Origin of the sequence: Paenibacillus intestini (assembly GCF_030803945.1) — a bacterium.
Taxonomy (GTDB): domain Bacteria; phylum Bacillota; class Bacilli; order Paenibacillales; family Paenibacillaceae; genus Paenibacillus; species Paenibacillus polysaccharolyticus.
Window position 1 is genome coordinate 119478 of record NZ_JAURUN010000007.1, and the last position, 20770, is coordinate 140247.

The 20770-nt window shown below is 48.4% G+C and carries 22 protein-coding genes and 1 riboswitch; of the genes, 16 read left to right on the plus strand and 6 right to left on the minus strand.

The features are described from left to right. Positions 1 to 125: 125 nt before the first annotated feature. From J2T16_RS18805 to nfsA, 4 genes are all read left to right on the plus strand, one after another. Entirely contained in the window at positions 126 to 2684 is a 2559-nt protein-coding gene (locus J2T16_RS18805; protein WP_499019022.1) for a heavy metal translocating P-type ATPase, read from the plus strand. A gap of 287 nt (positions 2685 to 2971) precedes the next feature. Beyond that, the gene (locus J2T16_RS18810; protein WP_308722994.1) at positions 2972 to 4150 is read left to right on the plus strand and encodes a YhgE/Pip domain-containing protein; all 1179 of its coding nucleotides are present in this window, start codon (positions 2972 to 2974) and stop codon (positions 4148 to 4150) included. Positions 4151 to 4308: 158 nt separating this feature from the next. After that, positions 4309 to 4905 carry a TetR family transcriptional regulator gene (locus J2T16_RS18815; protein ID WP_145334097.1) on the plus strand — a complete coding sequence of 199 codons (597 nt, stop codon included), beginning with the start codon at positions 4309 to 4311 and terminating at the stop codon, positions 4903 to 4905. Further along, entirely contained in the window at positions 4898 to 5641 is a 744-nt protein-coding gene (gene nfsA, locus J2T16_RS18820; RefSeq protein WP_221790932.1) for an oxygen-insensitive NADPH nitroreductase, read from the plus strand. The genes J2T16_RS18815 and nfsA overlap by 8 nt, the downstream gene beginning before the upstream one ends. A 185-nt stretch (positions 5642 to 5826) precedes the next feature. On the opposite strand, the gene J2T16_RS18825 is transcribed toward nfsA, so the two are convergent. From J2T16_RS18825 to J2T16_RS18845, 5 genes are all read right to left on the minus strand, one after another. Beyond that, on the minus strand, positions 5827 to 6636 hold the full coding sequence (locus tag J2T16_RS18825; protein WP_221790934.1) for a TatD family hydrolase: 810 nt from the start codon (positions 6634 to 6636) through the stop codon (positions 5827 to 5829). 102 nt (positions 6637 to 6738) lie between these two features. Beyond that, complete coding sequence (locus J2T16_RS18830) at positions 6739 to 7590, minus strand: ABC transporter ATP-binding protein (protein ID WP_221790936.1); 852 nt, start codon at positions 7588 to 7590, stop codon at positions 6739 to 6741. Between the two features lie 49 nt (positions 7591 to 7639). Then, the gene (locus tag J2T16_RS18835; RefSeq protein WP_221790938.1) at positions 7640 to 8398 is read right to left on the minus strand and encodes an ABC transporter permease; all 759 of its coding nucleotides are present in this window, start codon (positions 8396 to 8398) and stop codon (positions 7640 to 7642) included. After that, positions 8398 to 8688: an MTH1187 family thiamine-binding protein gene (locus J2T16_RS18840; RefSeq protein ID WP_090918785.1), complete on the minus strand. Its 291-nt coding sequence runs from the start codon at positions 8686 to 8688 to the stop codon at positions 8398 to 8400. Before J2T16_RS18840 ends, J2T16_RS18835 begins: the two co-directional genes overlap by 1 nt. Before the next feature lie 558 nt (positions 8689 to 9246). Then, positions 9247 to 10287 (minus strand): ABC transporter substrate-binding protein, encoded by a 1041-nt coding sequence (locus tag J2T16_RS18845; protein WP_221790940.1) that lies wholly within the window; start codon positions 10285 to 10287, stop codon positions 9247 to 9249. 216 nt (positions 10288 to 10503) lie between these two features. Beyond that, positions 10504 to 10616, minus strand: a riboswitch (TPP riboswitch). Between the two features lie 140 nt (positions 10617 to 10756). Here J2T16_RS18845 and J2T16_RS18850 point away from each other — a divergent pair. After that, complete coding sequence (locus J2T16_RS18850) at positions 10757 to 11242, plus strand: DUF2798 domain-containing protein (protein WP_434349121.1); 486 nt, start codon at positions 10757 to 10759, stop codon at positions 11240 to 11242. Positions 11243 to 11296: 54 nt separating this feature from the next. Here J2T16_RS18850 and J2T16_RS18855 read toward each other — a convergent pair whose 3' ends face one another. Further along, the gene (locus J2T16_RS18855; RefSeq protein ID WP_090918782.1) at positions 11297 to 11476 is read right to left on the minus strand and encodes a hypothetical protein; all 180 of its coding nucleotides are present in this window, start codon (positions 11474 to 11476) and stop codon (positions 11297 to 11299) included. Between the two features lie 646 nt (positions 11477 to 12122). Between J2T16_RS18855 and serS the strand changes: the two genes are divergently transcribed. From serS to J2T16_RS18910, 11 genes are all read left to right on the plus strand, one after another. After that, positions 12123 to 13421, plus strand: coding sequence for a serine--tRNA ligase (serS, locus tag J2T16_RS18860; protein ID WP_221790944.1), 1299 nt, complete (start codon positions 12123 to 12125; stop codon positions 13419 to 13421). Between the two features lie 421 nt (positions 13422 to 13842). Continuing rightward, on the plus strand, positions 13843 to 14955 hold the full coding sequence (locus tag J2T16_RS18865) for an Ig-like domain-containing protein (RefSeq protein ID WP_221790946.1): 1113 nt from the start codon (positions 13843 to 13845) through the stop codon (positions 14953 to 14955). Positions 14956 to 15078: 123 nt separating this feature from the next. Continuing rightward, positions 15079 to 15630 carry a GrpB family protein gene (locus J2T16_RS18870; RefSeq protein WP_154891436.1) on the plus strand — a complete coding sequence of 184 codons (552 nt, stop codon included), beginning with the start codon at positions 15079 to 15081 and terminating at the stop codon, positions 15628 to 15630. Beyond that, a complete protein-coding gene (locus tag J2T16_RS18875; RefSeq protein WP_312027655.1) occupies positions 15627 to 16040 on the plus strand; it encodes a ribosomal maturation YjgA family protein in 414 nt (137 codons plus the stop codon). The genes J2T16_RS18870 and J2T16_RS18875 overlap by 4 nt, the downstream gene beginning before the upstream one ends. 29 nt (positions 16041 to 16069) lie before the next feature. After that, positions 16070 to 16627, plus strand: coding sequence for a GNAT family N-acetyltransferase (locus J2T16_RS18880; protein WP_221790950.1), 558 nt, complete (start codon positions 16070 to 16072; stop codon positions 16625 to 16627). Positions 16628 to 16674: 47 nt separating this feature from the next. Continuing rightward, positions 16675 to 17004, plus strand: a complete 330-nt coding sequence (locus J2T16_RS18885; protein ID WP_154891434.1) for a DUF952 domain-containing protein — start codon at positions 16675 to 16677, stop codon at positions 17002 to 17004. Positions 17005 to 17028: 24 nt separating this feature from the next. Continuing rightward, on the plus strand, positions 17029 to 17595 hold the full coding sequence (locus J2T16_RS18890) for a DUF1572 family protein (protein WP_253498272.1): 567 nt from the start codon (positions 17029 to 17031) through the stop codon (positions 17593 to 17595). Between the two features lie 28 nt (positions 17596 to 17623). Then, complete coding sequence (locus tag J2T16_RS18895; RefSeq protein ID WP_499019026.1) at positions 17624 to 18199, plus strand: histidine phosphatase family protein; 576 nt, start codon at positions 17624 to 17626, stop codon at positions 18197 to 18199. Positions 18200 to 18208: 9 nt separating this feature from the next. Next, on the plus strand, positions 18209 to 18946 hold the full coding sequence (pxpB, locus tag J2T16_RS18900) for a 5-oxoprolinase subunit PxpB (RefSeq protein ID WP_308722987.1): 738 nt from the start codon (positions 18209 to 18211) through the stop codon (positions 18944 to 18946). After that, the gene (locus tag J2T16_RS18905; RefSeq protein ID WP_308722986.1) at positions 18946 to 19971 is read left to right on the plus strand and encodes a 5-oxoprolinase subunit C family protein; all 1026 of its coding nucleotides are present in this window, start codon (positions 18946 to 18948) and stop codon (positions 19969 to 19971) included. The genes pxpB and J2T16_RS18905 overlap by 1 nt, the downstream gene beginning before the upstream one ends. Beyond that, on the plus strand, positions 19968 to 20747 hold the full coding sequence (locus J2T16_RS18910) for a LamB/YcsF family protein (protein WP_308722985.1): 780 nt from the start codon (positions 19968 to 19970) through the stop codon (positions 20745 to 20747). Before J2T16_RS18905 ends, J2T16_RS18910 begins: the two co-directional genes overlap by 4 nt. The last annotated feature ends 23 nt before the right edge of the window (positions 20748 to 20770 follow it).

The following is a 20770-nucleotide window of genomic DNA, read 5'->3' on the forward strand; positions in this document are numbered from 1 at the left end:
CAGTACAGGCTTAGACCTCTTGATTCTCAGTTGAACTTGATTATACAAGGGAGGGTTTAAGCCTGATTTTCCGTCCTGAATATACCCCTATGGGGTATACAAATCGTTCGAAAGGAGCTGACATGATGACAACGGGCGCATCTGAAAATATAGAACCTGTACCAACTCCTGTACCTGTGGAGAATTCAGGTCTCAAGACAACCCTACACATTACGGGAATGACCTGTGCAGCATGTTCTACACGTGTGGAGAAGGGGTTGTCCCGCATGGAAGGCGTACATGAAGCTAATGTGAACCTTGCCATTGAACAGGCAACCATCTCGTATGATCCCAAAACGACCAGTGTGAACGCATTACGGGACAAAGTCGCGGCACTTGGCTACGGTACGGTGACAGAATCCGTCGATCTGGATATTACGGGAATGACCTGCGCAGCCTGTTCTGCACGTATTGAGAAAGGGCTGTCGCGGTTGCCGGGTGTCACCCAAGCTAACGTTAATCTGGCGCTGGAGACAGGGCATATTGAATATGCAGCGGGTACCCTCAAACCGTCCGATATTACAGCCAAAATCAAACAGCTAGGCTATGGCGCTGCATTGCAATTAACACAGGAGGAATCGACCTCTGTTCGGGAACGGGAGCTACAGCGTAAGAAATGGAAATGGATGATCTCCGCACTCTTGTCCATTCCGTTATTGTGGGCAATGGTTGCCCATTTCTCCTTTACATCGGGCATTTATGTACCTGAGCTGTTTTTGAACCCATGGTTCCAGCTGTTACTGGCGACACCCGTGCAATTTGTGATTGGATGGCAGTTCTATGTAGGTGCATATAAAGCACTTCGCAATGGTAGTGCTAACATGGACGTGCTTGTGGCACTCGGAACAAGCGCCGCCTTTTTTTATAGCCTGTATCTGACGCTCACGAGCGGGTACTTACCTGATGCCAGTGTGGGTCAGAGTATGGATCATGGTGCAATGGGAACGGGTATAGGAACTGCTGCAGGCGCTACCGCTATGCCGATGGTGGAGCTGTACTATGAGACAAGTGCGATTTTGATTACGTTGATTTTACTTGGAAAATGGTTCGAGGCTGTGGCGAAAGGGCGCTCTTCACAGGCGATTAAAAGCTTGATCGAACTCGCTCCTCGTGAAGCACGTGTTATCCGTGACGGACAGGAAGTTTTGATTCCGGCTTCCTATGTAGCCGTTAGTGATCTGGTTCTGGTAAAGCCTGGAGACAGCATTCCGGTGGACGGTATCGTAGAAGAGGGTCAATCCTCTGTCGATGAATCCATGCTGAGTGGAGAGAGTCTACCTGTCGATAAAAAGCCTGGCGATCCCGTCACGGGTGCAACGCTGAACAAAAACGGTGTTCTTCGTATTCAGGCGACCCGAGTTGGCTCAGATACGGCTCTATCTCAAATTATTAAAGTGGTCGAACAGGCACAGGGATCAAAAGCACCTATTCAGCGGATTGCCGATGTGATCTCAGGAATATTTGTGCCTATTGTGGTGGGGATTGCCGTACTGACCTTTTTGATCTGGTATCTGTTTGCAAGTCCGGGGGACTTCGCCGGATCGTTGGAAAAAGCGATAGCTGTGCTCGTTATCGCCTGTCCATGTGCGCTCGGGCTGGCGACACCGACCTCTGTCATGGCTGGTTCAGGTCGTGCGGCGGAATATGGCATTCTGTTTAAAGGCGGTGAACATCTGGAGTCAGCCCAGCAGATTCAGACGGTTGTGCTCGACAAAACAGGAACCGTTACCCAAGGCAAGCCTGTATTAACTGATGTTATTGCTGCACCCGGCTGGACGGAATCAGAGTTGCTTAAACGTGTTGGAGCGGCAGAGCAAAGCTCGGAGCACCCGTTAGCCGAGGCGATTGTGAACGGTATTCGGGAGAAAGGTCTGCTTTTGGAATCGGCCGCATCGTTTGAGAACATCCCTGGTTATGGTGTCCGTGCAAAGGTATCTGCTGAAGAGATTCTCGTGGGAACACGCCGCTTGCTGGCAGATGCGAACGTAGAGGTACCGGAGGAAGGCATACAGCAGATGAGCGCTTTGGAGGAACAGGGCCGTACGGCTATGCTGGTTGCTTCTCAAGGCCAGTGGGCGGGCATCATTGCGGTGGCGGATACGATCAAGGATACTTCTCGGGAGGCCATTGGACGGCTTCAATCTATGGGAATCGATGTCATTATGATTACGGGAGACAATGAACGAACAGCTCGTGCGGTAGCAGAGCAAGCGGGCATCCAGAACGTTTTGGCAGAAGTTCTCCCGGAAGGCAAGGCGGCGGAAGTGAAAAAATTGCAAGAGAGTGGCCGAAAGGTTGCCATGGTTGGAGATGGCATCAACGATGCCCCCGCACTGGCTACAGCCGATATCGGAATGGCGATTGGAACCGGAACCGACGTAGCGATGGAAGCCGCAGATATTACGTTGATGCGTGGTGACTTAAACAGCATTGCAGATGCCATCGAGATGAGCCGCCGCACGATGGGCAATATCAAGCAGAATCTATTTTGGGCACTTGGCTACAATGTGATTGGCATACCGATCGCGGCCGCGGGATTTCTGGCTCCGTGGCTGGCAGGGGCTGCAATGGCATTCAGCTCGGTGTCGGTTGTGCTGAACGCCCTGCGGTTGCAGCGGATGAAGCTTGCTCGAACGAAGTCATAAGATAAGAGATTAACACTTGGGTAATAAGAGCTATGTAACAGATCAATGATGATCCTTTAAAATGCGCGGCTCGCTTTAAGGCGAACTGCGTATTTTTTTACGCAAAAGCGGTCATAAGCTAACCAAGATTAACACTCATGAAAATAAACCCAGCTTCATTCATGAAAATAAGGTCAACTTTTCTGAATATTACGAAAGATTATTGACAATATAGACATATACCTTTAAAATTTAAACGATCGTTTGATTCAAACGGATGTTTAAATCAAATTTGAACTATTTTGAAGATGGAGGAACCTAATTATATGTTGCAAGCTCTACGTACATTGTTTAAAAAACCACCAGTGATCATAGGCATTGTTACTGCACTGATGTTTCAGGTTATTTTTAGTGTGATCTGGATGACCGCATATTCCGGTGTGAACGATCGGACGAAAGAATTAACGGTAGCTATTGTGAATGAGGATGGTGAACTGTCCAAAGGGATTGCGGATCGATTGGCAGAAACATTGCCTTTCCATACCGTGGCTAACCTGAGTGCCTCTGAAGCACTGGATCAATTGAACCATCATCAAGTGCACATGGTGCTGGACATTCCGGCAGGATTTAATGAATCCCTTCAAACAGCTGGCGCCACTGCCGAGATCAAATATACGATCAATGAAGCCAATCCGGTAACGATTAAAAGTATGATGCAAGGTGTGTCACAGAGCGTGACCAACACCATTAACAAACAAGCTTCCGCACAAGGTGTGCAAACTGTACTTACCGCTTCGGGTGCTTCTGCCGATCAAGCTGCTCAGGCCGCTAAGAACCTGACCAACCGGGTGGAAGGCAAGACGACATCGATTAATCCGGTGAACGGCATGAACAATCAGATGGTACCGATGATGATGGTGCTTGCCTCTTATGTAGGCGCCATGATTATGGGCATGAATCTTCAAGTAGCTATGGGTATGTTATCTTCAATGTATTCCCGCATGACATTGTTCGGTGCCCGAGTTGTCATTAATGTAGGTTCCGCATTGGTTGTTTCTTTGCTTGGTTCCTCTCTGATCGTGGCATTGGGAGGACAGATTGCACAAGGGTTTGTAGCCTTCTGGTTGTTCCAGGCGCTGTTCCTGTGTACGTTCATGTTTTTCTCCCAGTTCTTCCTGATTTGCTTTGGACCAGCAGGAAGTGTGTTTAACATCATCTCGCTATCCCTGCAACTGGTGTCATCCGGTGCGATGGTGCCGCGTGAATTGTTGAACAGCTTCTACAGCGGAATCGGTCACTACTTGCCTGCAACCTATGCGGTTCAGGGTATTCTAAGCGTGCAACTAGGTGGCCCGGGCGTGCAGTCTGCCGCAGGCTCCATCGTGGTTGTACTGCTGATTGCTGTTGCACTGTCCCTCGTTGTGACGTTGCTCAAAAAAGGGCGCAAACCGGCTGGCATGCCAAGCCCGGCTCCAGCAAATAGCTAATATACGTACGCATTATGAAGCTGCGTCGTTTGTACCAAGCACCCCGGTGATTTTCATCGGGGTGCTTGGTGTAATATAATAGATGGGATGAAGTGAGGGCTACAGTCTGCGTAAAATACTGTAGCAACTGACATGAACGGATAAGAGGAGAGAAACAAATGACGGAACCGGAATTGGATATCAAAACGAGGATATTGCTTGCAGCGAAGAAACTTTTTGCATTACAAGGGTATGACGGGACGAGTGTTCGTCAAATCTGTGATGAGGCGGGGGCAAATGTGTCGCTGGTGTCTTATCATTTTGGCGGTAAAGAGAAAGTGTTCGATGCACTATTTGAGCATTTTTTCCCCGAACATATTCTGAGTAAGTTAGCTGCAGAATCGATGTCCCCTGTAGAAGGTATCCGCCGAATTGTTGGTGAAGTCGTGAGGTTTACGATGACGGATCGCGAGATGAGTGACATTGTACAGTTGGAGATTACCCTGCGTACTCATCGGACTGCAACGGTGTTTCAATATCTGGATCCGGTCTGGAATAAAGTAAGAGAGTATCTACAGCAAGGTAAAGATGAGGGACTGTTCAAGATTGAATCTTCATCCTATGCCATGCTTCAGGTTATGGGCGTAGCACTTGCGCATAAGCGGGCCAAGCACTCGCGTTTTGGTTTTGATTATCAGGATATGAATACAGAGGAACTTGCCGAAGAGACGGTAGAGTTCGTACTTCGAGGATTAGGAGTGAACAGCCATGAATGAAACGATTGAACTGATGATGAGACATCGCTCTGTACGTAAATTCAAACCAGACCCGGTCAGTGAGGAGCAACTCGCAGCTATTGTTGCGGCGGGACAGATGGCATCCTCTTCAAGCAATGTACAGGCTTACTCGGTGATCGCTGTGACAGATCAAGAGCAGAAAGCCAAACTGGCTGAGCTTGCCGGGGGCCAGGCTTATGTCAATGAATGTCCGGTCTTTCTCGTATGGTGTGCTGACCTATATCGATTGAAGGATGCAGCGGCGCGTCATCTTCCGGAGAAGGAGTCTTATGCGGACTCCACCGAAAACTTTATGGTAGCTACGATTGATGCTGCCCTTGCTTCTCAGAATGCTGCTCTTGCAGCCGAATCGCTCGGTTTCGGCATTGTATATATCGGCGGAATCCGCACTCGTATTGAAGAAGTAGCTACATTGCTCCAATTACCGGATGGCGTTTATCCAGTATACGGGATGTGTATCGGGGTTGCGGATCAGGAAACCGGTATCCGGCCACGTCTTCCAGTGAAGGCGGTATTACATCATAATCACTACCAGCCTGCTCAGACCCTGGAAGGTGTTCAGGAGTATGATGTGACCACGACGGAATACTTGAAAGAACGTACCCACGGTGAACGCGCAACCCCGTGGTCTGAACTCATGGCGAAGCGTCTTACCGAGCCTGCTCGTATGCAGGTGAGAGCATTCCTTGAACGCAGAGGGTTCTTGAAGCGGTAATGAAATAGATAGATTAATAGTAAATTCAAAATTAGTTTCAAAAGCCAGTAGGACAGAATTGAACAGCTACTCCAAGGTTAGTTGGATATGCCAACGTATGCTTAGTGGAGAGCCGCTCAACAAGAATCCGACTGGCTTTTTCGTGCTTATGCCCTCGTTCAGTGTTGCTTTATTGCTGCGTTCTCTTATTCTGGCAGGCGATAAAAACGCTTGGTGTTCCGGTAAAAAAGACGTGTGGCTCGCTCGATTCCCATACCTGTAACCTCACTCCAGGCCTGAATCACCTGACGTGTCATAGCCGGGTGTGTCATCTTGTCTTGAAACGGCCCTTCAAAAGGCCAAGGCCCATCGGTCTCGGCCATCACTTGCTCTGCTGGATATTGCCTTGCGAGTTCGCGGATCTCCGTGTCGTATAGAATATCGGGTGTAAAGGAGATATAATACCCGTTGTTTGCCATACGCCGAATGGTCTGTTTTGATCCTTTGAACCAGTGAAAGTGGGCGCGTGTAAATTGATGTTTCTCCAGCAGTTCGCAGGCTATATCGGCATCCTCATACACGGCATGCAGGATGATGGGTTTATGGTGTTTTTTGGCGAGTATGATGAACTGCTCCAGCAGATCAATATATCCGTTTTGGTCAAAGCTAAGGCCTGCTCGCTGTGCTTCTTCACGGTTGTAATAGGGCAAGCCTACCTCACCGATGGCAATAGCATGTCCAATGTTTTCTTCAATCCAAAGAAAGAACTTTTCTTGCTCGTTGAGGGAGGGAAGTTGCTGTTCGGGATGATAGCCAAACGCCGGGTAGATGTAACGCGGATGCTGTTTAGCAAGTTCCAGATTGGCCTGAGCAGAAGCCAGATTCATGGAAACCGCAATGACGGCTTCGACCTGATGCGATGGTAAGCTTAGCAACATCTTCTCCTGTTCCTCGGGAGTGTATTTATCAAAATGAATGTGGGCATCGATTAATGGTGCAAACGTTGGAGAATGCATGGGGGAGTGCCTCCTTATATCGTAGGTATATATATATATAACGCCGATTTCATGGTGTCGGATCACCCATATTAGGAAAAATATAACTAAAAACCCGCGCTATCAAGATAGGCGGGCTTTCTGCTGTTCTTCTTTCATCCACTGGGCAATCTGCCGTTTGCGTTCGAGAAAGGCAGGCTCTTCTGTTATTTCATCTCGTCTTGGACGGTCAAAAGGAACATGTACCTCGTGTAGCACAGCCGCCGGTCGATTGGATAATACATAGACCCGATCCGCCAGTAGTAGTGCTTCCTCGATATTATGGGTGATGAATAGCACCGAGCGACGATTCTGTTCCCAGATATCTAGCAACCAGCGTTGCATGTCGCTCCGCGTCAGAGCATCGAGCGCGCTAAATGGCTCATCAAGCAGCATCAGTTCCTGCGGGCTGAGCAGTGCACGAAGGAAAGCAACACGCTGTTGCATTCCGCCTGACAGTTGATGAGGATATGCCCGCTCGAAGCCTGCAAGGCCAACGCTGCCCAGCCACTGTCTTGCCTCTGCGAGCGCTTCGGCACGCGGAGCAACGGGGGCAGTGAACGTTGTAGCAGAAGCGATCTCACCTGCCAGCAACACATTGTCTTCAATGGTTCGCCATGGGAAAAGGGCAGGTTGCTGCGGCATATAGCTGATATGTCCGCGTTGTCCCGTAACCTGCTTGCCATTCATGAGCACTTCGCCGTCCTGTGGCTTGAGCAGGCCGCCGATGATGTGGAACAGGGTACTTTTCCCGCATCCGGAAGGGCCAACGATGGCGACAAACTCCCCTTTTTGTACCGTAAGGGACAAGCCATTCAACACAGACAGTTTCCGCCGCCGTTCCTTGAAGGACACATGCAAGTTAACAATGTCTAGCGCGGGAGGAACCGAAATGGAACCCGGACCATTCGTTTTATCCTTCGGGTATCTTTTCATAGGGAATCACTTCCTAAGTACATAATACGTTAACCTCTGCTATGCAAAACTAGCGCTTCTGTGGGCGCCAGCGAACGAGCAGCTTCTCTAACAGCGCAATGAGCAGGAAAAGAAGCAGGCTGAGTGCCACGATAATCATGATGGCAACAAAAAGGCGATCCGTGCGGTAAGCCGATTTCTGCAACATCATATAATAACCGATGCCTTTGTCGGCACCAATCCATTCCGCGATGATGGCACCCATGACACTGTATGTGGCGGCGATTTTGACACCGGAAAATATCGATGGAAGGGCATGCGGAAGCTCCAGTTTCCAAAAAATATGACGGCGATTCGCACCTGCCATGCGCATATAGTTCATCATCGCCGCATCCGTGCGTGTTAGACCGTCCATGGCAGCGACTGCTACCGGGAAGAAGCAGACCAGAATGATAGTAATCAATTTGGGTAGCAGGCCAAAGCCGAACCAGATCAGCAGGAGCGGTGCGAGTGCGATGGTCGGGATATTTTGACTAAGAATAAGTAGTGGATACAAAGCTGACTTCAGAAAAGGGATCAGATGCAGCACCATCGCAATGAACAGACCGACCGCTGTCCCGGCGACAAATCCGATAAGGGTTAGCTGAATCGTTGCAGAGGCGTGCATACCCAATCGGTCAGCCTGAGACGCTGCTTCGCGAGCGATATCGGACGGGGCGGGCAACATCCATTTCTCAATGTGGAATAGGGAGACGGCCCCTTGCCATATCGCAATAAAGAGAATAACCGCCACAAGGGGCGGCCATACACTTCTGAAATAGGTAAACATTAGCGATATTTCTCCGTCAGTGTATCCATGCTGAATCCGTCCGGGCTATGTGCGATTTTGATCTGGGAGATGATACTTGGACTACCGGCTTCCACAAGCACCTCGTGCATTTTGCGAACAACCTCCAGCAGTTCATCCAGTTCGCCTTCCATGGTGGTATCTAGCGCATTGACCTGATATTTCAGGCCGGATTGCTGAATCACTTCGATGGCACGGTCTACGTATGGATAGGAGTTCTCGCCGTTCGGTGTTTTGGGAATAACCTGAATACTGAGTAATGTACTTGCCATGAGAGATTAATGCTCCTTTCGGGTGTGGGTGGATAAGTAGATATGGTCGTTGTACTCTATACCACTCCGATTGCAGTTCCCTCCCTAGATCGCTGTTATCCCCGAATTTTTAAATTCATCTTATAAAAATATTTCAATGTCTACACGGACACTTCAATGACAGAATAACCTTCCAATCCCTGTTATCCCCAGATTTTTTTGATTCCCTTTTCCAAAGGGGAAAATCCGGTGATAAAGGCGACCGCTCCGCTTTTTCAGGTTTTTTCTGTCCTCTCCGTTATGGTGTAAATAAATAGTTTAAATTATCAAGACGAGTAAATTCGGGGATGCGGGTGACTGCTTCGCTTCTTTAGAAGGGTTCTGTCCTCTCCGTTTCTTGTGTACAAAAAATTCAACTTATCCATTAAGCTGTGGAAAAAATTCAAGAGAAAGCGTACTTCTGAGGTAGCTTTCCATAGAAAGCCCTATAAGTGATCGCTTCGCTTCTTCAAGTTTTTCCTGTCCTCTTCGTTCAAAACGTGTAAATATCAAAGTTCATGGTTACATTTAGATTTAATATTACTGTGGTAAAAATTCGTTGGTGTATGCTTTCGTTACATCAATCTCTTTATCCAGCAGTTTCTTGCTGAACATCCAGTCGGTGTAGTTCTTCCACACCTCTTCCTTTTGTTCACCCCAGCGAGGGGCATCATCTTTGTATTTCGGGCTGAGCCACTTTTGACTTGCGAGTACTAATTCTTTGTCCAGGTCGGGAACAGCTTTGATCAAAATGTTCGCTGCTTCTTCAGGGTGATCAATCGCATATTGATATCCTTCAGAAGTGGCCTTCAGGAAAGCTCTCACCAGTTCAGGGTCTTTCTGAATCGTCTGTTCATTGGTCACGAGTACAGGGGTGTAATAGTCCAGCGCTTTGGCATAATCCTTCACATATAACATGTCAATCGGTTCCCCGCGTAATTCAGCCTCAATTCCTGTCCAGGCATAGAAAATCCACGCAAAGTCGATGTCCCGTTTCACAGCTGTGAAGAAGTCGGCATCGCCCATGTTAATCTTTTTGACTTTGGATACGTCAGCACCTTCGCCCTCCATAATGGATTGCATCACCGCTTCTTCCACCGGGGAACCCCAGCCGCCGTAAGTTTTACCTTCAAAGTCTTTGGGTGATTTGATCTTACGATCCACTGGAGCGGCAAAACCGGATGTATTATGCTGAATAACTGCGGCAATCGACACAAGGGGAACGTCCTGCGTACGCGCCTGAGTTACACTTTCCTGATAACTGACGCCAAACGGTACCTCACCCGAGGCAACCATCGTATCCGCACCGCCGGCTCCTGGCTGTACAATCTCCACATTTAAACCTGCTGCTTTATAAAAACCTTGGTCCACCGCTGCATACAGACCGGTATGATTCGTATTTGGAGTCCAGTCGAGCACGACCTTTACATCTTTCCGTGCAGTACCGCTCCCCTGGTTGGTTTGGTCCGAACCTGTCGCACCTTGCTGCTCTGTTGGAGCGGCTTCTTTGCCACCACATGCAGCTACGGTAACGAGTAGCACACACATGAGTAACATTCCCATCGTTTTACGCCATTTCATCGTGTTTCTCTCCTTCGGTATGTCCGGCCGGATGGCACGGGGGTACTCCTTGGCTTCATATCCAATCCCTTTGCATAAATCGACGGATTTATACGTGCGGGTTATCCGAATAACGTCATTTTTCTGTTTCTGCTTGTCAAAAGAAAACAAAAAAAGCGCCCCGTAATCTGGGACGCGTGCAGGCGTGAGAGAGTGGCGTTCAGCTTATAGCTGTGCCGTTGCAATATACTCCGATTCCTACGCTGGCATGATCCAGATCAGGTCTAAGGGTTAGTATCTTGATGGGATACACTCTCAGCCGGCCAATTCCGACTCCCCTGGGAAACTATGAAGTTACGGGCATTACTAGGTGTAATTATAGGCCAGTGACGGGAGTGTGTCTAGTCGGTAAATCGTTCACAGAATGTTCACTTATGTGAGTGTAGCCCGATTGTCTATAATGATCCAAGTTACAGAAAGGATGAGTGTATTGCCAGTAAGCAAGAAACAACAAGTGATTTTTGGACTTATGATGTGTACAGGAATGGTCGTAGTGATGATGACCTTCAATCTATGGCATACGGGGATGTTAAGTCAGATGTCCGTGCCGCAGCTATTGCTCCAATTTGTAATCTGTTTTGCCATCGCCTTTTTGGTGGAGTCGTTCATCGTGGGACCGATAGCGAGAAAAATCACATTTTCCTTCTCATTTGCGAGGTCGAGTAAAATTAAAGGTGTAGTTACGATGTCCTTTTTCATGGTAATCGGCATGGTTTTGCTCATGTCTTTATATGGCATCATTACAGCCTATACTGCAGGTCAGCTAGAAGGAGATTCCGTAATCAATGCGTATCTTCATACGATTGTACGTAACTTCGGTCTGGCATTGCCTTATCAGTTGATTGTACTCGGGCCGCTAGTGCGTTATGTATTTGGCAAGTTGTTCAAGGAACCAGCAGCCGTTGCGTCGGTTTAAATCATCGTATCGTTATCCATCATAACAAAAGTATTTCCTGGGCAATCCTGTGGTTTAAGAAGTTCTAGCGTAAGCGATCCAAAACAAAATACCAATAACCACAGCGGCAATAATGATGGTAGTGAAAACTCCGCTCAACCATGAACCTCGCTGGGCTTGGCGGGCAAGTTCATCTGCTCTTTGTTTGGCGGCTTCGCCCTCGGATGAATTCAGATGGTTTGGGTCCATATTCATGCAATATCTTCTCCCCTCGACAGCTTAATTTACCATAGTCTGAACTGTTATATAGGACAACTCATATATATTTGAAAAACGGTTACTCGACTAATTGTTTAATGGAAGCTAAAGCCATGACGATACTAATTGCAAGAAGGAAAATACCTCTGAATTTAATACGTATGATGTCGGAAAGTATTAACTCGTCTTTATTCCGGTTGAAAGGCCAGGAATTCGGTATGAGCAGGGCTCTGATTCCAAAGACGAGTCCGAATAAACTAATCAACAGAAAGATGATGAAGAAAAACATAAATTCACCCCTTGTTGTTTTAGAAGTTATTTCAATTGTACTTGATCCAGCTTTGGAAAGATACGTAAACGGGCATATATGAGTTGCAATGTTGTTCTGTCTTCGTATATACTGAGAAACACAATTACAGATCGGATCATGCCGTTGAAGAGAATCCAACTCAGAGGCGTTTTCGCCAGGGAGCGAATTGAAATTATCCCAAGTTAACCGGAACCGCCCGTTATCGCGGACCAAGAGGCTGATCAGGAGATTTGAACTGATTTGGCAAGTTGGGTGGCACCGCGAGCAGAGCGCTCCTCGTCCCAAGGGATGAGGGCGCTCTTTGTATTTTTTTAGCCAAAGGAGACGGTGATCATGTTAGACATGAAGTGGGTTCGTGCACATGCAGAAGAGGTTCAGGCGGCGGCAGACGGGAAAAAGATCAAGGTGGATATTGCTGTGTTACTACAGCGGGATGACGAGCGCAAGGTACTTTTGCAGCAAACAGAAGAATCGCGTCGTCAGCGTAATACACTATCGGCTGAGATCGGGAAGCTCATGCAGTCGGGTGAGCGTGAGCAAGCGGAGAAGATGCGGGCACAGGTTAAACAATTGAATGAACAGCTGGAGCAAGAGGAAGCCAAGCTGGCGGTAATCCAGGAGGAAGTGACCAGACTGCAATGGCTGTTGCCTAATATCGTGTCGCCAGATACGCCTGTGGGCTTGTCGGATGAAGATAATGTAGAGCTACGGCGAGTGGGAGAGCTACCTGTGTTTGACTACGAGGCCAGAGATCATGTCGAGCTGGGAGAGATGCACGAACTGATCGACATTCCGCGCGGCGTGAAGATCGGTGGAACGCGAAGCTATGTATTGAAGGGGGCAGGTCTGTTGTTACACCGGGCGGTACAGCAACTTGCACTGGACCTGTTGCTGAAGCAGGGATTCACCCCGCTGGAGGTTCCACTCATGGTCAGGGAGGATACACTGGTAAACACCGGATTTTTCCCGACAGGTAGGGATCAGGTATATGAATTGCAAGGAGAGAACAAATGGCTGGTCGGCACATCGGAAGTACCGCTGGTTTCTTATTATGCGGATGAAGTGATTGATGTGAAAGAGCCCGTAAAGCTGGCCGCAATATCGACATGTTTCCGTAGTGAAGTAGGCTCGGGAGGACGGGATGTACGGGGCTTGTACCGTGTACACCAATTTGCCAAAGTAGAACAGGTCATCCTGTGTGCGCCGGATGCGGCGGAATCGGAACGGATGTTACAGGAGATTACGGGACATGCAGAGGAATTGCTGCAACGGCTTGAATTGCCCTATCGTGTAGTGGCGGTATGTACGGGAGATATGTCTCAGAAAACGTACAAACAGTATGACATCGAAACATGGATGCCAAGCCGCGAAGCATATGGGGAAACTCATTCGTCGTCGAATTTGCATGATTTTCAGGCTCGGCGTTCGAACATTCGCTGCCGTGATGAGGAGGGCAAGTTGGTCTACTGCCATACGCTCAACAATACTGCCGTAGCTTCACCGCGCATTTTGATCCCACTGCTGGAAAACCATCAGCAGGCAGATGGCAGCATTTATATTCCGGAAGCTTTGCGTCCATATATGGGCGGGGCCGAACGCCTGATTTTGCCAGAGCATGAGCAGGGTGAATAGAAGAAATACAGTGGTTTCAACTTAATGAAATGAAAGAAGCAAATAAAGAGGAGCCCTTATCGGGTTCCTCTTTATTCAAACATATGATCAATAGCCCATTGAATTTTTTTTCTGTATTTCTGGTGTTTGTATACGCTCCATAGTTCACCTGTATTTTTAACGCAGCTTCCATTCACGCTCGTTAATAATTTCGATCTTTCCGGATTTGAGTGCCTTTTCAGAACGATTGCGGGCAGTTTTCATCAGTAAGACTATCTCATCTTCTGAGCGCACCTTCGTGGATGGTGAAGTGGAAATGGCTCTCATTGCACTTTGTCATTTAACTTTAACCATCCCATGTCCGATATAAAGTATAGTAGATAGTAAAATATTAGGCGAAAAATAAATTAAACGGTTGGATGATGGGAGAATGAGACTGGACATGGACAAGAGTCGAATCAAATGGTCGTTACGAGGTATGCTTGCTCTAATTATCGCACTTACGGTTGTATTGCCTACGTCAGTTTGGGCAGCGTCAGGTGATGTCATTTCAATTGAGATTTCAGGTAGCAGTCCGCAGAAGATGAATGTGGGGGAGACTACATCCTATCAGGTGCTGGCGACGGTGGAAGGCGCGGACCATAAACAGGATGTTACCGGGGGAGTAAACTGGTCCACTAGCAATACTGCTGTGGTGACAATCACAAAAGGTAAAGTCAAAGCGATCGCTGCAGGCGAAGCTACGATTGTTGCTCAAGTGAGCGGGGTTAAAGCACAGGTGGTTGTTCAGGTGCAGGATAAAATCAAAAGCATCAAGGCTTCACCTAATGCGTATACGTTTGTAAAAGGAAACGAAGGCACGCTTCCGAAAGTCAGCATTACGCGTGCTAATGGCAAGGAAGAGGAAGTCACATCTGATATTGTATGGACGGTGTCCAGTAACCTGGCTGTGATTGAGAACGGAAAGATCAAAGGCGTCACTCCTGGTAAAGTGATGCTGCAAGGGAAGTACGGGTCGACTCTCGTTAAAGTACCGATAACGGTGACAGACACCATTAGCAAGATAGAGGTTAAGCCTGCAACAATCCAGTTAACGATCAAAAAATCTACCCCGCTTAAAGTGATGGGGACGTACTCCAGTGGCAAAACAGTCAATCTATCCAGATCTGTGATATGGACGTCATCCAATCCTGGCGTGGCAGCAGTGAAAAATGGTACGGTCAGAGGGATGAACGAAGGACAAGCCACCTTGACTGGTACGTATCAGGGTCAGACCGTTACTGTACAAGTCAACGTAGTACCTACCCTCCAGAAGCTGATTATAGGTCAGAAGAGTTTGGTTTTGTCTCCGCAGTCCAGCTCGGCTCTAGGGGTAATGGCTCAGTATGATACAGGGAAAACGTTGATGGTGACAGGAAGTGCGGTGTGGAGCAGTTCTAAGCCGAATATCGCCACCGTAACAAATGGCAGAATCGTTGCTGTAGCCAAAGGTAAAACAAGCATTACCGCGAAGTGGGGCAATAAAAAAGTGACGATACCTGTGACGGTAAAATAATGTTCCCTTTTTCCATATAAGTGTTGATCAGATCGAATTGAATCCATGTATACTATGAGGGAGGCGTACTTATGCGTCTCCTTTTTTGAACATAGAATCGAGCTTCGAGGAGTGATTATGGAAATGACCGATCAGATGAACCCGGAGAATTGGCCTGCATGGGCCACGGAACCTGTAGAAGTTGTAGAAGCTAACCCCGCTTGGAGTGCGCAGGCTGAGGAAGAAATTGCGCAGTTAAGAGAGCTTTTGAAACACCTGGAAATACATACATTCGAACATATAGGGAGCACATCCATACCTGGTTTGTCTGCCAAGCCAATTATTGATCTGATGGGGAAGGTGCAGTCCTGGGATGACATGGAGCGCATTGCCGAGAAGTTGAACCCTGTAGGCTGGAACTACGTTCCGCCTGAACTGGATGGCCGGGAATACAGACGATTCTGGGTCAAAGTTAAAGATGGGAAACGAGCTGTGCATCTGCATCTCATGCGTCCAGATGAGGAACGCTGGGAGCGACAGATCCGGTTTCGGGATGCACTGAGATCTCGGCCGGATTTGGTGAAGGCCTACGCCGAACTGAAAATCAAGCTTGCAGATGAGAATAAAGACGACAGAGAATCGTATACCACTGCCAAAACCGAATTCATCTTAAAGGTTCTGGATGGACGGCTGTGAAGCATCAGAACGGGCTGTCCATTAAAAATAGATGGGTCTACTTCATCGCCGTGATCATCACGATGGCAGCGGGACTAGCTTCCAGAACATATGGAGCGGTTTTGCCGAAATGGATGTATGAGCATTTTGGAGATGCGCTATGGGCAGGCATGATCTATTTTGGCGTACGTATGGTATTCATTCACTTGAGCCGTGCGAGAGCAGTCTGGATCAGTGTTATATTCAGTTGGGTCGTTGAATTCTCTCAAATGATTCAGGTACCTTGGCTGAACGATCTGCGTTCGACGTTGTTGGGAGCTCTGATATTGGGTCGTGGATTTCTAGTTAATGATTTAATCCGATACCTAATCGGCATATTATGTGTTTATTTTATAGACCGTTTTATCTTGACTAGATTTATACGTTTATAGAGTCAATTCATAAATAGGAGGTACGCTGAATGAATATCGATAAACTTTTTGCAGCATCCCCTGAGTTTGAAACCGAACGGTTGTACCTCAGACGTCTTACGATGGATGACCTCGATGAATATTATGCATTTGCATCTGACCCGAAAGTTAGTGAGCAAAGCTTGTGGCAGTGCCATCAAAGCAAGGATGATTCCATCGGTTATCTGGAGCGAGTGCTGCGAAACTATGAGCAAAAAACGGTATATCTCTGGGCTTTTGTGCTGAAAGAAACGGGAACGCTGATTGGAAGAGGTGGCATTTTCCATCTGGATGAATTCATGCAGAGCGGGGAACTGGGGTACGCCATTGGTAGCGCCTATTGGGGCAAGGGGCTTGCCGCGGAAGCCATGCAACCTATCGTTGATTACTGCTTCGAGCAACTGGGGTGTAACCGGCTGGAGGGTAAATGCAATGCGGGCAACATCGGCTCTGCGCGTGTGATGGAAAAGCTGGGCATGGTGCAAGAAGGGGTGTTACGCAAGCAGTTGAAAATTAAAGGTGTGTTTACCGACCAGAAAATGTACGCCCGCATCCGGGATGATCTATAATATTAGATTAACATGAGCTGTCTTACAGCGACCAAGGAGGAAACCTTATGATCTATAGCATTATTTCCCGTTCCGTATGGGAGGAAGTGTCCAAAGGAGACACATATGCACCAGAGAGTTTAGAAACGGACGGCTTTATTCATTGTTCCACCGCAGAGCAGATTCCATGGGTAGCTGAACAGTATTATGCGGGACGTACCGACCTGTTGCTGCTCGGGATTGAAGAGAGAACGTTGAAGGCAGAGCTGGTCTATGAAGATTTGTATGAATTAAATGAGCTGTTTCCACACATCTATGGAGAGTTGAATCTGGATGCAGTAAGTAAGGTATTGAAATTTGAACCGAATGCAGACGGCACGTTTTCTTTCCCGGCATAACTTTCTGAAATGGGGGTAAGACGGATGGACATGAATCAGGCTTTTTTGGAAACAGCGGAGAAACAGTTCCTTTACTACAAGCAGCTTGGTGAACGCGCAATGGAGCAATTGGAGACGGAGCAGTTGTTTCAAACGTGGAACGAGGACACCAACAGCATTGCAGTCATCGTGAAGCATTTGTGGGGCAATATGCGATCCCGCTGGACGGATGTGCTGACAACGGATGGTGAGAAGCCATGGCGTGAGCGTGATGCCGAATTTGTGGGTGATTTTCATACGAGGGAAGAGTTGCTTGCCAAGTGGGAAGAGGGCTGGGACTGTCTGCTGGGAGCGCTGCGTTCGTTTACTCCGGATCACATGTCTCAGATCATATATATTCGGAATGAGGGCCATACCATTATGGAGGCGATTATGCGGCAGTTGGCGCATTATCCGTACCATGTGGGGCAGATTGTGCACACGGCCAAAATGTTAAAAGAAACGTCGTGGGATAGTCTTTCTATCCCCAGAAACGGGTCAAATACTTATAACGAAGGCAAGTTTTTGAAACCAAAGACCAGAAAACATTTCACAGAGGACGAGCTTGAATGAGTTTTAGAGAAAAGAGGGATTACAAACGATGACACAAATTGCGTTGATACGTCACGGCAGTACGGCATGGAATAAAGAAAAACGTTCGCAGGGACAGACAGACAACCCGCTTGATCAGGAGGGCAGAGAACAGGCGGCTTTGTTAGCGGCGAGGCTGGCGGAGGAATCCTGGGATGCCATCTACGCCAGTGACTTGGAGCGGGCAAGTGAAACGGCTCGTGTTATCGCAGATCGGCTTGGTATTCAGGAGATTCATCTCGACCCGAGATTACGTGAAATGGGCGGAGGTCAGGTGGAGGGCACAACAGAAGAGGAACGTGTCGCGAAATGGGGAGCAGATTGGAGTTTGCTCGATCTAGGAAAAGAGCAACCGGACACAGGTGCTTCCCGAGGGAAAGCGGCGTTAGAAGATATCCTTCGGCAGCATTCGAATGGACGAGTCATCGTGGTGAGTCACGGGGCTGTGCTTCGTAATACATTGCGGGCACTGGTACCGGAACTGGATATCAGCGTGAAGCTGGGGAACACCTCCATTACACGGGTGAACCATCGGGATCAGGCATGGCAGTGTGAATTGTACAATTGCAGTGCGCATCTGGAGTGAGGTAAAGCCATGGACACAATCTCCTATAACTGGACAGAGGACAGGTTATCTCCACTCGGAGAGCGTGGAATTGTAATTCGCTGCGGCGAGTCGCTGTCTGAGGTGGTACATCAGAGAGTGGTGTCAGTATGTGCTCTTTTGGAAAAGGGATCTGTGACAGCTGCGGTGGATTGGGTGCCTTCTTACTTGTCTGTCACATTGTTTTACGATCCTTGGATATCGTCTTATGAGGACACATGTGGGCTTCTGCTACAACATTTGCGTCAACTCAATGACGAATCTAAAGATTTGAAGTCCATTGGGATGGGGAATTCTCCTAGGATTGTGACTATTCCGGTATGTTACGGCGGAAAGTTCGGGCCGGATCTGGAACATGTGGCTAACGAACATGGGCTGACAATAGAGGAAGTCATAGCGATCCATTCATCGGTTGATTACCTGGTACATATGATTGGATTTGCCCCCGGCTTCCCATATTTAGGAGGACTGCCTGAACAAATAGCCACGCCACGGAGGGTAACGCCGAGGCTTCAAGTAGAGGTGGGGACGGTAGGCATAGGTGGTTCTCAGACAGGGATCTATCCGATAACGACACCAGGTGGGTGGCAGTGTATTGGACGGACACCTATCCGTCTTTTCCGTCCGGAAACGAATCCTCCAAGTCTGCTTGAAGCGGGAGACTTTGTTCACTTCAAGCCCATTACGATGCAAGAATACTTGGAACTGGCGCGGAAGGAGGAGGAGTGATGAGTATACAGATCATTCGTCCTGGCTTGTTAACAACCGTTCAGGATGAAGGTAGAATCGGGTATCGCCGTTATGGTGTGCCCGTAGGCGGTTCAATGGACATGTTCGCGGCGCGAGCAGCCAATATACTTGTCGGTAACTCTCGGCACGATGCAGTACTTGAAATCACGATGTCTGGGCCGGAACTGCAAGTGCGAACCAATCAACTGCTTTCGCTATGTGGTGCAGATCTCAGTGCCACGGTAGATAGGCAGCCTGTACCTTTGTGGCGCCCTGTGCTGTTGCGGGCTGGCAGTGTATTGAAGTTTGGCGCATGCCGGCATGGCCTGCGTGCATATTTGGCGTTTGCTGGCGGGATCGATGTACCAGAAGTAATGGGCAGCCGTAGTACGGATGTTAAGACCGGGTTTGGTGGTTTTCATGGGAGAGCTCTGCGTGCGGCAGATGTCCTAGATACGGGAAGCATCCAAGATCAGGTTCGACAATGGATGCGTTTTATGGAAGAACAATTAGGTGATAACAAATCCATGGTCGCTCCGGCATGGCTATTATCAGAGCGGGAGAGACCCAACTATTACGGTAAAGCTGTCGTTCGAGTGATGCAAGGTCAAGACTGTGCGGAATTCAGCGCAGAGAGCCTGGATCGATTTGGTACCGAAGATTACCTCATCTCTCCCCAATCTGATCGTATGGGATACCGGATGCAGGGGTTACGGCTGGAGCTGGATCGGCCATTGCATCGTTTATCCGAGGCGGTCACCTTTGGCACGGTGCAGGTACCTGCGGATGGGCAGCCTATCGTATTGATGGCGGATCACCAGACCATTGGAGGATATCCTGTGATTGCACAGGTAGCTGCGGTTGATTTGCCCATTCTGGCTCAGGCCAGGCCCGGAAGTCGCGTTTCTTTTGCAGAGATTACGCATGAAGAAGCGCGTGATCTCTACATCGAACGTGAGCGGAACTTAAGACTGCTGGATCAGTTGATTCGCAGGAAAATGGCCGAAATGGAGGTGATATCATGAGCGTTTCATATACACTGGATATCAATTGTGATCTTGGTGAGAGTTATGGTTTTTATCAGACGATGATGAATTCCGATGAAGCCATGATGCCATTGATCACATCGGCTAATATTGCCTGTGGATTCCATGCGGGTGATCCCTCCGTCATGCGGCTGACGGTAGAACGGGCAATCGTGCATCAGGTAGCCATTGGCGCACATCCCGGGTTGCCTGATTTGCAAGGATTCGGACGACGAAATATGGAGATTACACCACGGGAAGCCTACGACATGGTGGTATATCAGATTGGGGCTTTGCAGGCTTTTGTCTATGCCAGAGGGGGACATCTGCATCATGTAAAACCACATGGAGCACTTTATAATATGGCGGCAACCAATTCGAAGCTCGCTGAGGCTATTGCCGAAGCGGTTTATAGGGTGCAACCTGAGCTTTATTTATATGGTTTGGCAGGCAGTGAGCTGATCAGGGAAGCTCAGCGAATCGGTGTACGCGGCGTGAATGAAGTATTTGCAGATCGGACGTATACCTCTGATGGCAGATTAACGCCTCGCAGTCACGAAGGTGCTCTCATAGAACGATCTGAAGAAGCACTGGCTCAGGTGATTCGCATGGTTAAAGACGGAGTGGTCGTATCTACGGATGGAACATTAGTTCCCATTACAGCAGATACAGTTTGCATCCATGGTGACGGCACACATGCGCTTACGTTTGCTCAAGAGATTCGTCGCATGCTGGAAGCCGAGGGTGTTGCACTGACAGCATATGAAGCGAGATAAAGATGGAGAATGGAGGAGTTGTA

Coding starts and splice junctions, on each gene's coding strand:
- J2T16_RS18830 (WP_221790936.1), bottom strand. CDS start 7,590: ATGAAAAGATACCCGAAGGATAAAACGAATGGTCCGGGTTCCATTTCG.
- J2T16_RS18910 (WP_308722985.1), top strand. CDS start 19,968: ATGAGCGTTTCATATACACTGGATATCAATTGTGATCTTGGTGAGAGT.
- J2T16_RS18810 (WP_308722994.1), top strand. CDS start 2,972: ATGGAGGAACCTAATTATATGTTGCAAGCTCTACGTACATTGTTTAAA.
- J2T16_RS18895 (WP_499019026.1), top strand. CDS start 17,624: ATGACACAAATTGCGTTGATACGTCACGGCAGTACGGCATGGAATAAA.
- nfsA (WP_221790932.1), top strand. CDS start 4,898: ATGAATGAAACGATTGAACTGATGATGAGACATCGCTCTGTACGTAAA.
- J2T16_RS18870 (WP_154891436.1), top strand. CDS start 15,079: ATGACCGATCAGATGAACCCGGAGAATTGGCCTGCATGGGCCACGGAA.
- J2T16_RS18855 (WP_090918782.1), bottom strand. CDS start 11,476: ATGAATATGGACCCAAACCATCTGAATTCATCCGAGGGCGAAGCCGCC.
- J2T16_RS18845 (WP_221790940.1), bottom strand. CDS start 10,287: ATGAAATGGCGTAAAACGATGGGAATGTTACTCATGTGTGTGCTACTC.
- J2T16_RS18865 (WP_221790946.1), top strand. CDS start 13,843: ATGGACAAGAGTCGAATCAAATGGTCGTTACGAGGTATGCTTGCTCTA.
- J2T16_RS18805 (WP_499019022.1), top strand. CDS start 126: ATGACAACGGGCGCATCTGAAAATATAGAACCTGTACCAACTCCTGTA.
- J2T16_RS18885 (WP_154891434.1), top strand. CDS start 16,675: ATGATCTATAGCATTATTTCCCGTTCCGTATGGGAGGAAGTGTCCAAA.
- J2T16_RS18815 (WP_145334097.1), top strand. CDS start 4,309: ATGACGGAACCGGAATTGGATATCAAAACGAGGATATTGCTTGCAGCG.
- J2T16_RS18905 (WP_308722986.1), top strand. CDS start 18,946: ATGAGTATACAGATCATTCGTCCTGGCTTGTTAACAACCGTTCAGGAT.
- J2T16_RS18880 (WP_221790950.1), top strand. CDS start 16,070: ATGAATATCGATAAACTTTTTGCAGCATCCCCTGAGTTTGAAACCGAA.
- J2T16_RS18835 (WP_221790938.1), bottom strand. CDS start 8,398: ATGTTTACCTATTTCAGAAGTGTATGGCCGCCCCTTGTGGCGGTTATT.
- J2T16_RS18825 (WP_221790934.1), bottom strand. CDS start 6,636: ATGCATTCTCCAACGTTTGCACCATTAATCGATGCCCACATTCATTTT.
- J2T16_RS18840 (WP_090918785.1), bottom strand. CDS start 8,688: ATGGCAAGTACATTACTCAGTATTCAGGTTATTCCCAAAACACCGAAC.
- serS (WP_221790944.1), top strand. CDS start 12,123: ATGTTAGACATGAAGTGGGTTCGTGCACATGCAGAAGAGGTTCAGGCG.
- pxpB (WP_308722987.1), top strand. CDS start 18,209: ATGGACACAATCTCCTATAACTGGACAGAGGACAGGTTATCTCCACTC.
- J2T16_RS18890 (WP_253498272.1), top strand. CDS start 17,029: ATGGACATGAATCAGGCTTTTTTGGAAACAGCGGAGAAACAGTTCCTT.